This window comes from Streptomyces sp. NPDC031418 (assembly GCF_055581605.1).
Map to the genome: position 1 here is coordinate 75,426 of NZ_JBVIJC010000030.1, position 16,180 is coordinate 91,605.

General features: G+C 73.4%; 13 protein-coding genes. 7 read left to right on the forward strand and 6 right to left on the reverse strand.

Translation table 11 applies throughout. The annotated features are described in order from the left end of the window. Positions 1-159: 159 nt before the first annotated feature. Complete coding sequence (locus tag ACZ5CZ_RS34225) at positions 160-2,763, reverse strand: MXAN_6230/SCO0854 family RING domain-containing protein (protein WP_468948451.1); 2,604 nt, start codon at positions 2,761-2,763, stop codon at positions 160-162. Positions 2,764-2,950: 187 nt separating this feature from the next. Continuing rightward, a complete protein-coding gene (locus ACZ5CZ_RS34230; RefSeq protein ID WP_385843246.1) occupies positions 2,951-3,562 on the reverse strand; it encodes a TetR/AcrR family transcriptional regulator in 612 nt (203 codons plus the stop codon). A gap of 101 nt (positions 3,563-3,663) precedes the next feature. Here ACZ5CZ_RS34230 and ACZ5CZ_RS34235 point away from each other — a divergent pair, with 101 nt between their 5' ends. From ACZ5CZ_RS34235 to ACZ5CZ_RS34255, 5 genes are read left to right on the forward strand one after another with little or no spacing between them, the layout of a single operon-like run. Continuing rightward, positions 3,664-4,464, forward strand: a complete 801-nt coding sequence (locus tag ACZ5CZ_RS34235; protein WP_468948453.1) for an acetoacetate decarboxylase family protein — start codon at positions 3,664-3,666, stop codon at positions 4,462-4,464. Positions 4,465-4,469: 5 nt separating this feature from the next. Then, entirely contained in the window at positions 4,470-5,354 is an 885-nt protein-coding gene (locus tag ACZ5CZ_RS34240; protein ID WP_468948455.1) for an SDR family NAD(P)-dependent oxidoreductase, read from the forward strand. Positions 5,355-5,365: 11 nt separating this feature from the next. Continuing rightward, positions 5,366-6,679 carry an amidohydrolase family protein gene (locus ACZ5CZ_RS34245; protein ID WP_468948457.1) on the forward strand — a complete coding sequence of 438 codons (1,314 nt, stop codon included), beginning with the start codon at positions 5,366-5,368 and terminating at the stop codon, positions 6,677-6,679. Continuing rightward, positions 6,676-7,905: an amidohydrolase family protein gene (locus ACZ5CZ_RS34250; RefSeq protein WP_385843251.1), complete on the forward strand. Its 1,230-nt coding sequence runs from the start codon at positions 6,676-6,678 to the stop codon at positions 7,903-7,905. Before ACZ5CZ_RS34245 ends, ACZ5CZ_RS34250 begins: the two co-directional genes overlap by 4 nt. A gap of 36 nt (positions 7,906-7,941) precedes the next feature. Beyond that, a complete protein-coding gene (locus tag ACZ5CZ_RS34255) occupies positions 7,942-8,652 on the forward strand; it encodes a VIT1/CCC1 transporter family protein (RefSeq protein WP_468948459.1) in 711 nt (236 codons plus the stop codon). Positions 8,653-8,738: 86 nt separating this feature from the next. On the opposite strand, the gene ACZ5CZ_RS34260 is transcribed toward ACZ5CZ_RS34255, so the two are convergent. The 4 genes from ACZ5CZ_RS34260 to ACZ5CZ_RS34275 form a co-directional block, all read right to left on the reverse strand. Then, complete coding sequence (locus ACZ5CZ_RS34260; protein ID WP_468948461.1) at positions 8,739-10,112, reverse strand: CoA transferase; 1,374 nt, start codon at positions 10,110-10,112, stop codon at positions 8,739-8,741. Positions 10,113-10,169: 57 nt separating this feature from the next. Then, positions 10,170-10,676 (reverse strand): hypothetical protein, encoded by a 507-nt coding sequence (locus tag ACZ5CZ_RS34265; protein ID WP_468948463.1) that lies wholly within the window; start codon positions 10,674-10,676, stop codon positions 10,170-10,172. A gap of 75 nt (positions 10,677-10,751) precedes the next feature. Further along, complete coding sequence (locus tag ACZ5CZ_RS34270; protein ID WP_385843256.1) at positions 10,752-12,272, reverse strand: S8 family peptidase; 1,521 nt, start codon at positions 12,270-12,272, stop codon at positions 10,752-10,754. 37 nt (positions 12,273-12,309) lie between these two features. Beyond that, positions 12,310-13,842 (reverse strand): S8 family peptidase, encoded by a 1,533-nt coding sequence (locus ACZ5CZ_RS34275; RefSeq protein WP_468948466.1) that lies wholly within the window; start codon positions 13,840-13,842, stop codon positions 12,310-12,312. A gap of 337 nt (positions 13,843-14,179) precedes the next feature. Between ACZ5CZ_RS34275 and ACZ5CZ_RS34280 the strand changes: the two genes are divergently transcribed. Both ACZ5CZ_RS34280 and ACZ5CZ_RS34285 read left to right on the forward strand, forming a co-directional pair. Next, positions 14,180-14,536, forward strand: a complete 357-nt coding sequence (locus ACZ5CZ_RS34280; RefSeq protein WP_385843258.1) for a DUF485 domain-containing protein — start codon at positions 14,180-14,182, stop codon at positions 14,534-14,536. Further along, entirely contained in the window at positions 14,533-16,155 is a 1,623-nt protein-coding gene (locus ACZ5CZ_RS34285; protein WP_468948468.1) for a solute symporter family protein, read from the forward strand. Before ACZ5CZ_RS34280 ends, ACZ5CZ_RS34285 begins: the two co-directional genes overlap by 4 nt. The last annotated feature ends 25 nt before the right edge of the window (positions 16,156-16,180 follow it).

A 16,180-nucleotide genomic window follows, 5' to 3' on the forward strand; every position in this document is an offset into this window, starting at 1 on the left:
TACGTCACGGCACCGTTCGGCAGCTCGACCGTCGTACGCGCGTGCGTACGCTGCCAAAAGCCCCTAAGTGGCACATATCTTCGGCGGTTGCGGATTACGGATTGCGGGTCACGGATTGCCGGGGGCGTCAGCCGAGCGCCGCCCTCAGATGCCCCGCCGTCAGCCGAGCGCCGCCACCAGGTCCCCGGCCGTCAGCGGAGCCAGACCGCAGCCGTCGGCCGGGCCGGGCAGCAGCCGGTACACCTCGCCGCTCGCCTCCCGCGGAGCCACCCCGCCGTGCACCAGCGCGAGCAACACACGGTGTCCGGCGGCCGCTTCGCCCGCGCGGGCGTCGGCGTCCGCCGCGTCCCGCGCCGGCTCCCGCCGGTCCGGTGCCTGCTGGGCCTGTATCCGGGCGGCGAAGGCCGCCTCCGGCTCCCCGGCGCGGCGCAGGTAGTGCCACAGCTCCCCGGGCTCCTGCGGCCCCGGTGCCCGCCGTACGACCAGTACCCGGGCGCTGCGCGCCGCCGCGTGCCAGACCGCCAGGTCCCACAGCGTCGTGCGGCCCGTGGCGAAGTACTGGGTGAGGTCCCGCGCCATCCGGCCCAGGGCCGCGCTGTGCCGGTACAGGTTGTGGTAGCCGCCGGCGGAGGGCAGATGGAGGTCCGTCCACAGGAAGGTGCGGCGGCGCAGGTCCACCACCATCGGTACCTGGATGCGCGAGTCGCCCTCCAGGTCGTAGCGCTGGCGCACGGTGCGCGGGTGGTACCCGGCGCCGCGCGCCCGCTCGTCCGCCGACGGCAGCGTCATGAAGCCGGCGAACGCGTCCGGCAGCTCCTCGAACGGGATGTCGTTGAAGCTGAAGACGACCGGCACCGCGTAGCGCACGCCCAGCTCGCCGAGCGCGCCGAGGTCCAGGTCGACGTACTCGGTCGCGCCGTCCGGCGCCGGTGCCGAGGTCAGGTCGCCGGAGTGGACGGCCCACCGGTCGCCGTAGACCAGGCTGGTGTAGTCGCACAGGCCGGCGAACTCCCAGTCCTCGTCGTACAGGGCCACCGACAGGTCCAGGTCCACCCGCGTCCTCGGCGGCTGCATCCAGTGCAGGAACAGGCGCAGCACCTCGCCCTCGGGCAGCGGCTGGGTGCTGCCGCGCGGCACCGACACCAGCGCCCTGGCGGCCGCGCCTTCGGCGGACGGTACGGCGAGCCCGGCGAGCGCCGAGTCCAGCACCGCCAGTTCGAACCGGGGCAGGCCGGTCAGCCGGCGCAGCGCCTCCTCCTCCAGCAGCGCACACACGCGTGTGGTGACCGCCTCGGCGAGCGGCGCCCGGGTGTCGTCGACCGTCCAGGCGTGCGCGACCTGACCGCGCGGGAAGAACACCCGCCGCGGGGCGGCCCGGTGGCGGACCCGCATCCGGCCCAGCGCGGCCAGCAGCGGACCGGGGCCCGCCGTGGGCAGCGCGCGCCGCAGCACCTGCGCGAACTCCTCGGGCAGCGTGTCGAGTTCGCGCAGCCGCAGCAGATGGTCCAGGCGGCGCAGCAGTTCGCCCGGCCGCTGCGCGAGCAGGGCCAGCGCGGCCGGCGTGTCCCGCTCGGACAGTGCCTGTTCCACCCGGGCGCCCCAGGACACCGCGTGCAGCCGGCCGCCGCCGGCCCGGACCGCCTCCGGGTGTGCCGCGGCCGTGCTCAGCAGCGCCTCGCCCAGCGCGGTGCCGGCGGTGCCGGTGCCGCGCAGCACGGCGAAGGCGAGGGCGGCCCGCGGGTAGCGGGCGTGGTACTCGAACGGGTGCAGGATCTCGGAGGCCCGCTTCCACCCGGCCGGGTGCCGCAGCACGTCCTCCACCAGCGCGGCCGCCGGCAGCCCGTCGAGCACCCCGAGCAGCAGGGCGCGCAGCGCGCGCGGCAGCGAGCGCAGCCGGGGCGGGGCCAGCAGGTCCGCCGCGCCGCCGGACCACACGTGCAGCAGCCGCAGCACGTCCGTCGCCGTCGTCAGCTGTCGGCCGAGCAGTGCGGTCGCCGCCCCGCGCGTGTGCCGGTCGCGCAGCAGCGTGCCCAGGACGAGCGCCTTGGTCTCGCGCACCGGGATCTCCGCTGGGAACCAGCCGAGGTCCCGGTGCGCGTGTTCCAGCAGCACCTTCAGGTCGTCGCGGTCCTGCGGCGGCAGGGGGGTGCGCCGGGCCAGCAGCGCGCGCAGGGCGTGGACCGTGTCCGCCGCCGCGTCCGTGCCGTGCGCGAGCAGCTTCAGCGGGCCCGCCGGGACATCCCGCGGACGGCGCGGCGCGCCCGGCACCAGGAACGGGTCGGCGGGGTCGACGCGGCGGTGGCACAGCGGGCAGCCGGTGTACTCCGCGCCGTCCCAGCAGTCGCGGCAGACCAGATGCGCGCACGGCGCCACCGGCTGCACACCGCTCACCGTGCCGCACAGCACACAGGGCTGCGCGGGCCACTGGAGCAGCAGCGCGAAGACCCGGTCGACGTAGAGCGCGAAGGTGTCGCCGGGCACGGAGACCGGGAAGTTCCGGAACAGCGGCATATGGGTGCGGTCGGCGCCCAGTTCGGCGTCCAGGTGCCGGAGCAGCTCCCGGCCCGCCTGCGCGAGCCCGGCGGGCCCGAGCCAGGCGAGCGCCGCGCGCAGCTGGGCCGTCGGCGCGAAGCCCCGGTCGAGCAGCTCGCTCTCCAGCGCGACGAGCCCCTGTGCCGTCGACGGATCGCCCGGGCGTGGTCCGGCCTGGTCGACGTAGACGGTACGGAGGCGGCGGAGCAGCACGGACGTCAGTGCGGACAAGCGGAGATCCCCCGGTGGAGACGGTGTGTGAGGGCGGGGGCGGAGAGTGGACGCGCTGGGATTCCAGGAAAGGGAGAGAAGGAAGCACGTCGGCGGAGCCGCCCCCGCGATCTTTGACGGTAGGGGAACGCGCGTGCGGGGCGCCACTGGTTTTCCGTGCGTGCTCAGCGCGGCCTTCCGCCCGTGTTCACGGCGCCGCCAGCAGGGACCGCACCAGCGCCCGTACGGCCGTCCCGAAGAGCCGTTCCGTGTCCACCGGGCGGGCGAGCGCGCGGGCCAGCGCGGGGTCCTCCCCGGCGGTGCCGGTGCGCCACAGCTCCTCCTCGCCGGGGTGCTGCGCCGGGGCCCGCTCACGGTTGCGCTCCACCAGCACATGGCCCACGACCTGGAACTGCACCGCGCGGACGAACTCGGCGGCCCGCGCGCCGCGCAGTCCGGCCGCGTGCGCCTCGCGCACCAGCACCTGCTGCGCAGGCAGGAACATCCGGTCGGTCAGCCCCCGTTCGTGCACCAGGGCCACCAGATGCGGATGGTCGCGCAGCCGGGCGCGCAGGGCCCGCGCGACGGAGACGACCCGCTGCTCCGGGGTGCGCCCCGCCGGGCGGATCTCGCCGAGGTCGGCCAGGGTCCGCTCCACCAGCGCGTCGAGCAGCGCCTCCCGGCCCCCGACGTGCCAGTAGATCGAGGTCACGGCGGTGTCCAGCGCGGTGGCCAGCGCGCGCATGGTCAGCGCGTCCGGGCCGTGCCGGCGCACCAGTTCCGCGGCGGCGTCCAGCACCGCCTCCCGACTCAGCGGCATGATCCCCCAACTCCCCTTGCTCCAGCGCTCTTTACCCCGCGCGAGGTCTGCTGTAACAGTGTTACAGGTGACGGTCCGTCAGAAGAAGGGCGGTACGGCGTATGGCACGCGCACGCGTACGGTACGGAGCACGGACCGAGCGGGAGACCGCCGCCACGCGCACCGCGGCCGCGCGGCTTCCCGACATCTGGTCCACCGGGGTGGTGGCCGTCTGGGAGACCGACCCGGACGCGGTGGCGGCTGTGCTGCCACCGCCGCTGAAACCCACCGGCAGCCCGCTCGTCCGGGTGAACATCAGCAGCGTCGACCTGCCCGGACAGCCGCTCGGCGCGGGCTCCTTCGCGGTCGCCGCGGCCCACGGCCCGGTCGAGGGCTGGTACCCGCTGGTCATGCCGATGACCCACGAACGCGCCCTCACCGGCGGCCGGGAGGTCTTCGGCGAGCCCAAGAAGCTCGGCGAGGTGGCCGTCGAACGCGAGGGCTCCCGGGTACGCGCGCTGATGAAGCGCCACGGCATCGCGTTCGTGGAGGTGCGCGGCACGGTGAGCGGGGAACTGCCGCTGCCCGAGCCCGCCGCCAGGACCGACTTCTACTTCAAGTTCCTGCCCGCGGTGGACGGCTCCGGCTTCGACCTGGACCCCGTCCTGGTGCACTGCGTCCGCCACGAGAGGGCACGCCGGCTCGAACGGGTCACCGGCGAGGTGCTGCTGCGCGAGTCCGCGTACGACCCGGTGGCCGACCTGCCGGTACTGCGGCTGCGGGAGATCACCCTCGGCGAGAAGACCACCGACCAGAGCGGCCGGGTGGTCGAGCGGGTCGACGCCCGGACCCTGCTGCCGTACATCCACCAGCGCTACGACGACCCCCGCCAGATCCTCGACGCACCCCCCGAGGGGAGCTGAGCCGCATGGACCTGCGCGCCGGACAGGTCGCCGTCGTCACCGGGGCGGCGAGCGGGATCGGACTCGCCATGGCCCGCCGGTTCGCGGCCGAGGGCCTGAAGGTGGTCATCGCCGACGTCGAGCGGACCGCGCTGGACCGGGCCACCGCCGAACTGCGCGCCGAGGGCGCCGACGTGCACGCGCGCGTGGTCGACGTCGGCGAGCGCGAGCAGGTGGCGGAGCTGGCCGAGGCGGCGTACGACACCTATGGCGCCGTGCACGTGCTGTGCAACAACGCGGGCGTCGGATCGGGCGCCGAGGGCCGGATGTGGGAACACGACCCGAACGACTGGCGATGGGCCTTCGCCGTCAATGTGTGGGGTGTCTTCCACGGCGTCCAGGCATTCGTGCCCAGGATGATCAACTCGGGTCAACCCGGTCATGTGGTCAATACATCATCCGGGGACGGCGGCATCGCCCCCCTGCCGACCGCCTCCGTGTACGCGGTCACCAAGGCCGCCGTCGTCACCCTGACCGAGTCCCTGTACGCCCATCTCCGGGCCGAGCACGCGCGCGTGGGCGCGTCGGTGCTCTTCCCGGGCCCCCACATGCTGCGCACCGGCCTGTGGGAGTCGCACCGCAACCGGCCCGCCCGCTACGCCAAGCAGCGCCCGCGCCGGACCCCGTACCGCAGCCTGGACCAGTGGGAGGCGGCGATGCGCGCGGCCGGCCGGGAGGTCCGCTTCACGCCCGTGGAGGAGGTCGCCGACCTCGTGGTGAGCGGCATCCGCGCGGACCGCTTCTGGCTGCTGCCCGAGAGCGAGCACAGCGACGCCCAGATCCGCGCGCGGGCCCGCTCGATGCTCGACCGCGCGAACCCCTCGTACCTCGAAAGCTTCGTCCTGGACTGAGCGGAGGCCCCGTGAGCACAGCCGACGACCCGTACCTGATCATCTCCTCCGACTGCCATGCCGGGCTGCCGACCGAGCAGTACCGGCCCTATCTGGAGTCCCGCTTCCACCGCGCCTTCGACGAGTTCCTCGCGGGCCGCGACCGGCGCCGCGCGGAGATGACCCGGCTCGGCATCCGCAACGAGACCTTCGCCGCCCGCTGGTTCGAGGAGAACGAGGAGGGCCTGCGCGGCGGCTGGGACGCGGCCCGGCGGGTGAAGGAGCTGGACGGCGACGGCGTGGCCGCCGAGGTCGTCTTCCCGGACGCCGACGCCGTCGACAGCCGCACCGCCGCCCCCTTCGGCGTCGGCCTCGGCCTCTCCGGCGACCACGACCCGGAACTCGGCCTGGCCGGCGCCCGGGCGCACAACCGGTGGCTCGCGGACTTCGTCTCCGCCCACCCCGAACGGCACTGCGGCGTCGCCCTGCTGCCGATCACCGCCCCGGTCGAGCAGGTCGTCGCCGAGATCCACCGGTCCCGGGAGTCCGGCCTCGGCGCCCTGCTGATCCCCGCGCTCTGGGCGGGCCGGGAGCCCTACCACGACCGCCGGTACGACCCCGTGTGGGCGGCCGCCGCCGAGTGCGCCATGCCGGTGCTCACCCACTCCGGCGCCGCCCCGCGCGAGGAGTACGGCGACCACCTCGGCATCTACGTCTCCGAGGTCACCTGGTGGCCGGCCCGCCCGCTGTGGTTCCTGCTCTGGTCCGGCGTCTTCGAACGCCACCCCGGCCTGCGCTTCGGCGTCGCAGAGTCCGGCTGCTGGTGGCTGCCCAACCTGCTGTGGTTCATGGACCGCCTCTACCTCGGCGCGCACGGCGGAAAGAAGCTCTCCCCGTTCGAGGCGCTGAAACGCCCGCCGCACGAGTACCTGGACCGGCAGGTGTTCATCTGCGCCACCAACACCAAGCGGCGCGAGCTGGCCCAGCGCTACGAGATCGGCGTCGACAACATCCTCTGGGGCAGCGACTTCCCGCACCCCGAGGGCACCTGGCCCGACACACGCGCGTGGCTGCGCCGCACCTTCCACGACATCCCCGTCACCGAGACCCGGCGCATGCTGGGCCTCGCCGCGGCCGAGGTCTTCGGCTTCGACACCGACCGGCTCGCGCCCCTGGCCCGCCGCATCGGCCCGACCCCCGCCGACCTCGGCCAGCCGCCCGGCCAGGCGGCCGTCGAAGCGTCCTGGGCCCGCTCGCGCGAGGCGGGCCGGCACTGGCTGACCGGCCACGACTTCCCGGTCCTCGGGACCGGCCCCGACACCCCGGTGCGAGGAGCGGCCTCATGAGCGCCGACCGGTACACCGTCATCTCCGCCGACTGCCACGCCGGCGCCGACCTGCTGGACTACCGGCCGTACCTGGAGCGGCGGTACCACGACGACTTCGACGACTGGGCGGCCACCTACGTCAACCCGCACCAGGACCTGCTCGCCGACTCCGCCGACCGCAACTGGAACTCCGAGCTGCGGCTGGCGGAGCTGGAGGCGGACGGCATCGTCGCCGAGGTGATCTTCCCGAACACCATCCCGCCGTTCTTTCCCTCCGGCTCGCTCATGACCCAGCCGACGAACGCCGCGGACTTCGAACGCCGCTGGGCGGGCCTGCGCGCCCACAACCGCTGGCTCGCCGACTTCTGCGCCGCCGCGCCGGGCCGCCGCGCGGGCGTCTTCCAGATCCTCCTCGGCGACGTCGAGGAGGCCGTGCGGGAGATCCGCCGGGCGGCCGCGGCGGGCCTCACGGGCGGCCTGATGCTGCCCGGCACGCCGCCCGGCTCGGGCCTGCCCGAGCTGTACTCGCAGGTGTACGACCCGATCTGGGCCGTGTGCGCGGAACTCGGCGTACCCGTCAACCACCACGCCGGCTCGGCCAACCCGCCGCTCGGCGAGGAACCGGCCGCCCGCGCGGTCTTCATGGTGGAGACGACCTGGTTCTCCCACCGCGCCCTGTGGCACCTCGCCTTCGGTGGTGCCTTCCGCCGCCACCCGGACCTCAGACTCGTCCTCACCGAGCAGGGCTCCGGCTGGATCCCCGGTGTGCTCGGCATGCTGGACTACTACCACGGCCGTCTGGTCGCGGCCGCCACGCACGCGGACACGGCCGAGGCCAGGTTCGGCGCCGGACTCGCCGCCACCATGGGCGAGGCGCCCTCCCGGGTCTGGCGGGACAACTGCTTCGTCGGCGCGAGCTTCATGCGCCCCCACGAGGTGCCGCTGCGCCACCGCATCGGCGTCGACAAGATCATGTGGGGCAGCGACTACCCGCACGACGAGGGCACCCACCCGTACACCCGCGAGGCCCTGCGCCACGCCTTCGCGGGCGTCCCGCGCGCGGAGCTGGCCGCCATGCTCGGCGGCAACGCCGCCCGGGTCTACGGCTTCGACCTCGCCCTCCTCGATCCCATCGCGGCGAAGGTCGGCCCGACGGTCACGGAGCTCGCCGAGCCGCTCCAGGACCCGCCGCCGGACGCGACCAGCCCGGTGTTCGCCCGCGGGGCCGACGTGCGCGTGTGGTGATGCCGGGGCGGCCCCCGGAGTGGGATCCTCGCTGTTGTGACGGAACCGACCCATGACGAGACCCACGGGGGCGCGCTCGGCTCGCGGCTGAACTGGCTGCGGGCCGCCGTGCTGGGCGCGAACGACGGCATCGTCTCCACCGCCGGACTCGTCGTCGGCGTGGCCGGGGCGACACAGAGCCGGGCCGCCCTGCTCACCGCCGGACTGGCCGGGCTGCTCGCCGGATCGATGTCCATGGCGGCCGGCGAGTACGTCTCGGTCTCCACCCAGCGCGACTCCGAACTCGCCGCGCTGGCCGTGGAGAAACGCGAGCTGCACGAGCAGCCGGAGGCCGAACTCGACGAGCTGACCCGGCTGCTGGAGGACCGCGGCCTGTCCCGCGCGGTGGCCCGGGAGGCCGCCGAGCAGCTCACCGCGCGGGATGCGCTGCGGGCCCACGCGCGCGTGGAGCTGGGCATCGACCCGGAGGAGCTGACCAACCCCTGGCACGCGGCGTGGGCGAGCTTCCTGGCCTTCACCGTGGGCGCGCTGCTCCCGCTGCTGGCCATCGTCCTGCCCCCGGCCGACTGGCGGCTGCCGGTCACCGTGGGCTGCGTCCTGGCCGCGCTCGTCCTCACCGGCTGGAGCAGCGCCCGCCTCGGCGCGGCGGCCCCCTGGCGGGCGGTCCTGCGCAACGTCCTGGGCGGCGCCCTGGCGATGGCCGTCACCTACGCGGCGGGCCGCCTGCTGGGCGCGGCGGGCGTCTGAGGGGGCCCTCTTCGGCCTACCGGTCATGGACGAGCGCACGACCCTCCAGGCGCTCGTCACCGCTGGCCGCTGACCCGGCCGCGCGCTCACGACCAGCGGGCCGCCTGAGACCCCCACGGTGCCGGGGGGAGCGCCCAGTCGGCGGGGCCGCCGGTGAAGGTCACCGGGGGCAGGGCGTGCCGGAGCCGGCCGAGGGGGCTGTCCACCTCGGCCAGCCAGGCGTCCGGACCCGGGTACGGCACTCCGGTGGCCGGCCCCGGCCGGATCCCGTCGGTCAGCCAGTGGGCGGTACGCGCGAGCGCCAGCCGCACGAGCCGGCTCCCGCCCTCGCACGACTGCTCGGTCAGCGCGCGCAGCACGGCCGCCGCCAGCAGATAGCCGGTGCCGTGGTCCAGGGCCTGCGCGGGCAGCGCGCCGGGCTGCCCGGCCGAGCCCTCGGCCGCCGCGATGCCGGTGGCGACCTGCACCAGGCTGTCGAAGCCCCGTCGGCCGCCCCAGGGCCCGTACGCCCCCCATGCCGAGACCTGCGCCACGACCAGGCCGGGACGGCGCCGGGCCAGCTCGTCGGGGGCGAGGCCCAGCCGGTCGAGGGCGCCCGGCCGGTAGCCGGTGACGACGACGTCCGCCGAGGCCAGCAGCTCCTCGAAGGTGTCCCGGCCGGTGGTCAGGTCGAGGGTCGCCGACCGCTTGCCGAAGCCGGTGTCGGCGTGCTGGTCGGGGAGTTCGGGCAGGTGCGGGGCGTCCAGCCGGAGCACGTCGGCGCCGAGCAGGCCCAGCGTGCGGGTGGCGACCGGACCCGCCAGCACCCGGGTCAGGTCCAGGACGCGCAGGCCCGCGGCGGGCAGCAGGGGAGTGGTGGCCGGGAGCGGCGGCATCACGCGCGCGGGTGCCGCGTCCAGCCGTTGCCGCTCGACCAGCGGACGGGCGGCCACCTCGGCGGCCTGCGGATGCGCGGCCCACTCCGCGGGGGTGCGCAGGGCCACGGCGAGGCCGCCGGCGCGGTACACGGCGTCCTCGGCCTCCAGCGCGGGGAGCTCGGCGAAGCGGTCGGCCACCGCCGTCACCGAGGCGTCCGCCGGCAGACCCAGCGCGCCGAGCAACCGGTCCCGGTGGTGCGGGTAGTTGGCGTGTGTGCGCACCCAGCCGTCGGCGGTCCGCCAGAACCGGGACAGCGGCGCGAAGTTGACCGGTGCGCGCCCGTCCACCTGGAGCAGGCGGTCGCTGTGGAAGGCGGCCGCGACGGCACCGTCGTCGACCCGGACGCCGGGTGTGCCGGTGCCTGCGGTCCGGCGGCTCGCGAGTTCGGCGGCGGCCAGCGCACACGTGCCCACGCACGCGCGCGCCAGCTCGCGGACGGGGAACCGGGACGGGAGCGCGCCGGGCCGCTCGACCGAGGTGACCCGGGAGACGAGGGCGGGATCGCCGCCCAGTGCAGTCCATGCGAACGCGATATCTGTCATGACTGCACTATGCATTATTGATTCAATCAACCCTTTGGGGTTCGGCCCATGATTGCGTCAACGCTGGGGCGGCCAGTGGAGGATCACCTTCTTACGCACGTCGGACGGCCGCAGCTGCCATCCCTGTGCGAGCGCCCGCTCGGCGACGTACCGGGCCCCCGCGCCCCGGTAGTCGCGCCGCGATATCGACCACTCGCGCGACACGAGCGGCCGCTGCTGGGTGACCTGCTCGGTGTGCCGGGCCACCGCCCGGTCGACCCGCGCCCGGTAGTACCCCGCGTCCCCCTCGTGCCGGACCTCGCGCAGACCGACGTACCAGGAGGGCAGCAGCATCAGGTCCGCCAGCCGGTCGCCGCGCCTGTCGACGGCCTTCTCGGCCCGCGTGCTGACCGAGCCGACCAGGTCGACCACCGCCCCGACCGCCGTGAGCACGCCCAGCAGGACAAGGCACCACACCATGTGCACCGGCCAGTAGAGGAGGCTCGCCACGAAGCGCACGACCAGCAGGCCCCGGTGCCGGGCCGGCGGCGGCTCCCAGGCCGCGGGATCTTCGTATGAGTTCATGACCGGAGATCATGCCGCACGGGCGGGTGGCCGGAACACGCCCCGCCACCCGCCCGTACCGGTCGCCGCCGGCCGCTAGTCGCTCACCGCGGCCAGCGCGTCCGCCGTGCCCCAGCCGTAGAACCCGTTGCGGTTCAGCGGCCCCTGGCAGACCGCGTCGACCTTGCCGTCACCGTTGATGTCGTACGGATCCGTGCATGGTGTGGCGTCGGCCTCCGCGTACAGCAGCGCCTTCACCAGAGCCGGCGAGGCATGCGGATGGGTTGACTTGATCAATGCGGCAACACCCACGACATGCGGGGTGGCCATCGACGTACCGGCCATGTAACCCCACTTGCCGCCCGGCAGCGGACCCAGGATGAGACCGCTGGTCGCCGGAGCGTCGGGCTTCTGGTAGGCCGTCGAGTCGCCGCCGGGCGCGGCGATGTCGATCACACCGAGGCCGTAGTTGGAGAACGACGACTTCAGGCCCTTCGCGCCCGTCGCCGCGACCGTCACGACACCCGGCAGCTGGGTCGGTATGTCGTAGCACCGGTGCGGGTCGATCACCCGGTCCGAGGGGGTGCCGTCGTTCGGTGACGACGGATCGGTGATCGAGTCGGACGCGAGGTCGTAGTTCTCGTTGCCCGCCGCCGCGACATTGACCGTGCCCTTGCGCTCCGCGTACCGCGAGGCCCTGGTAACGGCGTCCACGAGCGCCTTCTGGTCCGGGTCGCCGGTGCAGTTGAAGTACCACGGATCGGTGTAGTAGCTGTTGTTGGTCACGTCGATGTGGTGCTCGGCCGCCCACATGAAGCCGCAGACCACGGCCTCCGTGTAGAAGTACCCCTTCGGGTTGGCGACCTTGATGCCGGCCACCTTCACCCCCGGCGCCACCCCGGTCATGCCCACGCCGTTCCGGGCCGCCGCGATCTCTCCCGCCACATGCGTGCCGTGCGGACTCTCCGACGCGCTCGGCCGCCAGGCGCCGTCCGTGGTGTCCGGGCTGCCCGACACACAGTTGACGGAGTCGGCCCGGTCGAAGTTGGGCGCGATGTCCGGGTGGGTGTCGTCCACGCCGGTGTCGATCACGGCGACCTTCACATCCGGGCTGCCCAGGGTCTTCTCGTGCGCCTTGTCCGCCTTGATGGCCGGCAGGTCCCACTGCAACGGCTCCAGCGGGTCCTGCCCCGCCGTCGCCCGGGCGCCGGCGGCCGCGACCTCCTCGGCGCTGAGCACCTTGGGCGCGCCCTCGTCGGTGGTGGACGCGGCGGGCAGCGGCGCGTTGCGCGTGGCGCCGGCCGAGTCCACCCCGGGCACCGCGCGGATCTTCGCGGCGAAGCCGGGGTCGGCGGAGTGGACGACGACCACGCCGATCCGGTCGTACGCGATCACCACCGAACCGCCGGCGTCGGCGATCGCCTGCCGCACCCGAGCCGAGACCCCCAGCCCCGGGCTGAGGTTGACGACATAGCTGAGGGTAGCCCCGTCGGCGGCCACCGGGGGGTTGTCCGCGGCGGACGCGGTGACGTTCGGCAGGAACGCGAGGGCCGTGGCCAGGGCCATCCCGGCGGGGATCGCGAGAGCGCGGCGGTAGCGCTGCTTGGGCGCTGTCATGAGTGGGTCTTCTTCCCTTCGTCCGCGGTACAGGTGGCTACTGGACAGCGCGCAGCGCGTTCACGACACCGAAGCCGTAGAAGCCGTTCACGCGCTTGCCGCCGACGCAGGTCGCGTCCACGACCCCGTCGCCGTTGCCGTCGTACGGACCGCTCGGGCAGCCCGGGTTGTCCGCCTCGGCCTTGAGCAGGGCCAGCAGCTGGGCCGGAGTGGCCCGCGGGTGGGCCGACTTCAGCAGCGCGGCCACGGCGGCCACGTGCGGCGACGCCATCGAGGTGCCTTGCAGGAAGCCGTACTGGCCGTTCGGCAGCGTGGACAGGATGCGGCCGTTCTTCGACGGCGTGTCCGGGATCTGGTACTTGTCGCCCCCCGGCCCCGCCACGTCGACCACGCCCCGGCCGTAGCTGGAGTAGTACGACTTGGCGCCCTTCACGCCGACCGCGCTCACGGTGACGACCCCGGGCAGCTGGGTCGGGACGTCGAAGCACTCGTGCGGGTCGACCGTCCGGGTGGTGGCCGTCGCGTCGTCGGGGCTGGAGTCGTCCACGAGGGCGTGGGAGTCCAGGTCGTCGTTCGCGTTGCCCGCGGAGGCCACATTGAGCGTGCCCTTGCCCTGTGCGTACAACTGGGCCCTGTTGACCGCGTCAACGATGGCACGTTGATCGGGATCATCCATGCAGTTGTACATCCACGGGTCGACGTAATAGCTGTTGTTCGTGATCTGGATGCCATGGTCCGCGGCGAACACGAAGGCGCAGACCACACTCTCCGGGTAGAACAGCGACTTCGCGTCCGGCTGGGCCACGGTGATGCTCGCGACCTTCACGCCCGGCGCCACCCCGGCCACGCCTATGCCGTTGCGGGCCGCGGCTATCTCACCGGCCACATGAGTGCCGTGGTAGTGCTCGGCGTCCACCGGCCGCCACGCGCCGTACGTCGTGTCCGGCTTGCCGCTCACACAGTTCGCCGACTGCGCGGCGGAGAAGTTCGGGGCGATGTCCGGGTGGGTGTCGTCCACGCCCGTGTCGATCACGCCGACGGTCACGCTCCTGCTGCCCGGGTCGATCCGCGCGGCCCGGTCGGCGCCGATCGCCCACAGGTCCCACTGGTCCGCCTCCAGGGGCTCCTCGCCCGGTGCGGCGCTCGCGGCCAGCTTCGCCGCCTCGGCCTTGGACAGGACCTGCACCGCGCCCTCGTCCGTCGTGCCCGCCGCGCTGAGCGGCGCGGTCCGGGTGGCGCCCGCCGAGTCCACCCCCGGCACGGCACGCATCAGCGCACCGAAGTCCGGGTTCGCCGAGTGGACGACGATCACCCCGATCCGGTCGTAACTCGCCACGACCGTGCCACCGTTGCGCGTGATCTCACGCTGCACCGACGCGATCGTCCGAGGATCCGTCCGGGTGTTGACCACGTACGCGAGGTTCGGCCCGTCCTCCGCGGCCCGCGCCGCCGCGGCCGTCGTGGCGGGCGCCGCCGAGGCCGCCGCCGGAAGGAAGCCGAGCGCGGCGGTCAGCGACAGCACGACCGGCACGGCGAGCGCGAGCCGGGGTCTGGAACGCAGATGAACCATGGGGTCTCCACATCATCCGGATACGGAACCGCCCGAGACACGGATGGTGCTCGGGCAGGTACATGACGGGTGTGCAGGCAGAAGCTATCTTCCGCGCCCTCTCCACGAAAGAGGCCGACGGCAGCCGCTCGCCGAAAGACGCCGACGGCAGCCGCTCCACAAAAGAGCACGACGGACTTGAACCGCTCCGCGCGTGGCGCCGTGACCGTGGACGAGGGGCCCAGCAGGATCGTGCCCCCCTGGGATCACGAACGGGAGTCGTGCCACTACTCTCGGTCATGTGACCCTCCTTCCCGTGAGGTCAGAAACGCGCATGTCCGTCCCCCGAGGAGACTCCGTGGCCACCGAGACACCACCCCCGGCGACACCGGGGCCCCCACTTCCCACCACCGAGGAGTTCACCGAGGTGCAGCAGAGCGCGGAGTTCGCCGAACTGCGCCGCGCCCACCGCTCCTTCGCCTTCCCGCTGACCATCGCGTTCACCGCCTGGTACCTGCTGTACGTGCTGCTCTCCAACTACGCGGGCGGGTTCATGGGCACCAAGGTGGCCGGCAACGTCAACGTCGCGCTCGTCCTCGGCCTCGCCCAGTTCCTCACCACCTTCCTCATCGCCTGGTGGTACGCGCGGCACGCCGCCACCAAGCTCGACCCGAAGGCCGCGGCCATCAAGTCCCGCATGGAGGACGGAGCATGAGCCACCCCCAGCTGCTGCTGGCCGCCGGCGAGGCGAGCGAGCACCGGACGCTGATCATCACCCTGTTCGCGGTGTTCGTCGCCGCGACCCTCGTCATCACCGTCTGGGCGGGCCGCCAGACCAAGGACGCCGCCGACTTCTACGCCGGCGGACGGCAGTTCACCGGCTTCCAGAACGGCCTCGCCGTCTCCGGCGACTACATGTCCGCCGCGTCCTTCCTGGGCATCGCCGGCGCCATCGCCCTGTTCGGCTACGACGGCTTCCTGTACTCCATCGGGTTCCTGGTCGCCTGGCTCGTCGCCCTCCTCCTGGTCGCCGAGCCGCTGCGCAACTCCGGCCGCTACACCATGGGCGACGTGCTCGCGTACCGCATGCGCCAGCGCCCCGTCCGCACGGCCGCCGGCACCTCCACCATCGTCGTCTCCATCTTCTACCTGCTCGCCCAGATGGCCGGCGCCGGCGTCCTGGTCTCCCTGCTGCTCGGCATCACCAGCGACGGCGGCAAGATCGGCATCGTCGCCCTGGTCGGCCTCCTGATGATCGTGTACGTCACGATCGGCGGCATGAAGGGCACCACCTGGGTGCAGATGGTCAAGGCGGTGCTGCTGATCATCGGCGCCCTGCTGCTGACCTTCCTGGTCCTGCTGAAGTTCCACTTCAACATCTCCGATCTGCTCGGCAAGGCCGCCGACAACAGCGGCAAGGGCTCGGCCTTCCTCCAGCCCGGCCTGAAGTACGGCGCCACCGGCACCACCAAGCTGGACTTCCTCTCCCTCGGCCTCGCCCTGGTGCTCGGCACCGCCGGACTGCCGCACATCCTGATCCGCTTCTACACCGTGCCCACCGCCAAGGCGGCCCGGAAGTCCGTCATCTGGGCGATCGGACTGATCGGCGTCTTCTACCTCATGACCCTCGCCCTCGGCTTCGGCGCGGCCGCGCTGATCAAGCCGGCCGAGATCATCGCCTCCAACAAGGCGGGCAACACGGCGGCCCCGCTGCTCGCCCTCCACCTCGGCGGAGTGCACTCCGACGGGGGCGCGATCCTCCTCGCGACCATCTCCGCGGTCGCCTTCGCGACCATTCTCGCGGTCGTCGCCGGCCTCACCCTGGCCTCGTCGTCCTCCTTCGCGCACGACATCTACGCCAACGTCATCAAGAAGGGACAGGCCACCGAGAAGCAGGAGGTGGGCGCGGCCCGCTGGGCGACCGTCGGCATCGGCGCGGTCTCGATCCTGCTCGGCGCCCTGGCCCGCGACCTGAACGTGGCCGGCCTGGTCGCCCTCGCCTTCGCGGTCGCCGCCTCCGCCAACCTGCCGACCATCCTGTACAGCCTGTTCTGGAAGCGGTTCACCACCGCGGGCGCCCTGTGGTCGATCTACGGCGGCCTGGTCACCGCGGTCGGCCTGGTGCTGTTCTCGCCGGTGGTCTCCGGCAGCCCGGCCTCGATGTTCCCCGGAGTCGACTTCCACTGGTTCCCGCTGGAGAACCCCGGCATCATCTCGATCCCGGTGGGCTTTCTGCTCGGCGCGCTGGGCACTCTGCTGTCGAAGGAGGCTCCGGACACCGGCAAGTACGCCGAACTGGAGGTGCGGTCCCTGACCGGGACGGGCGCGCACTGAGGCTCGTACGATCGCACCGAGCCGT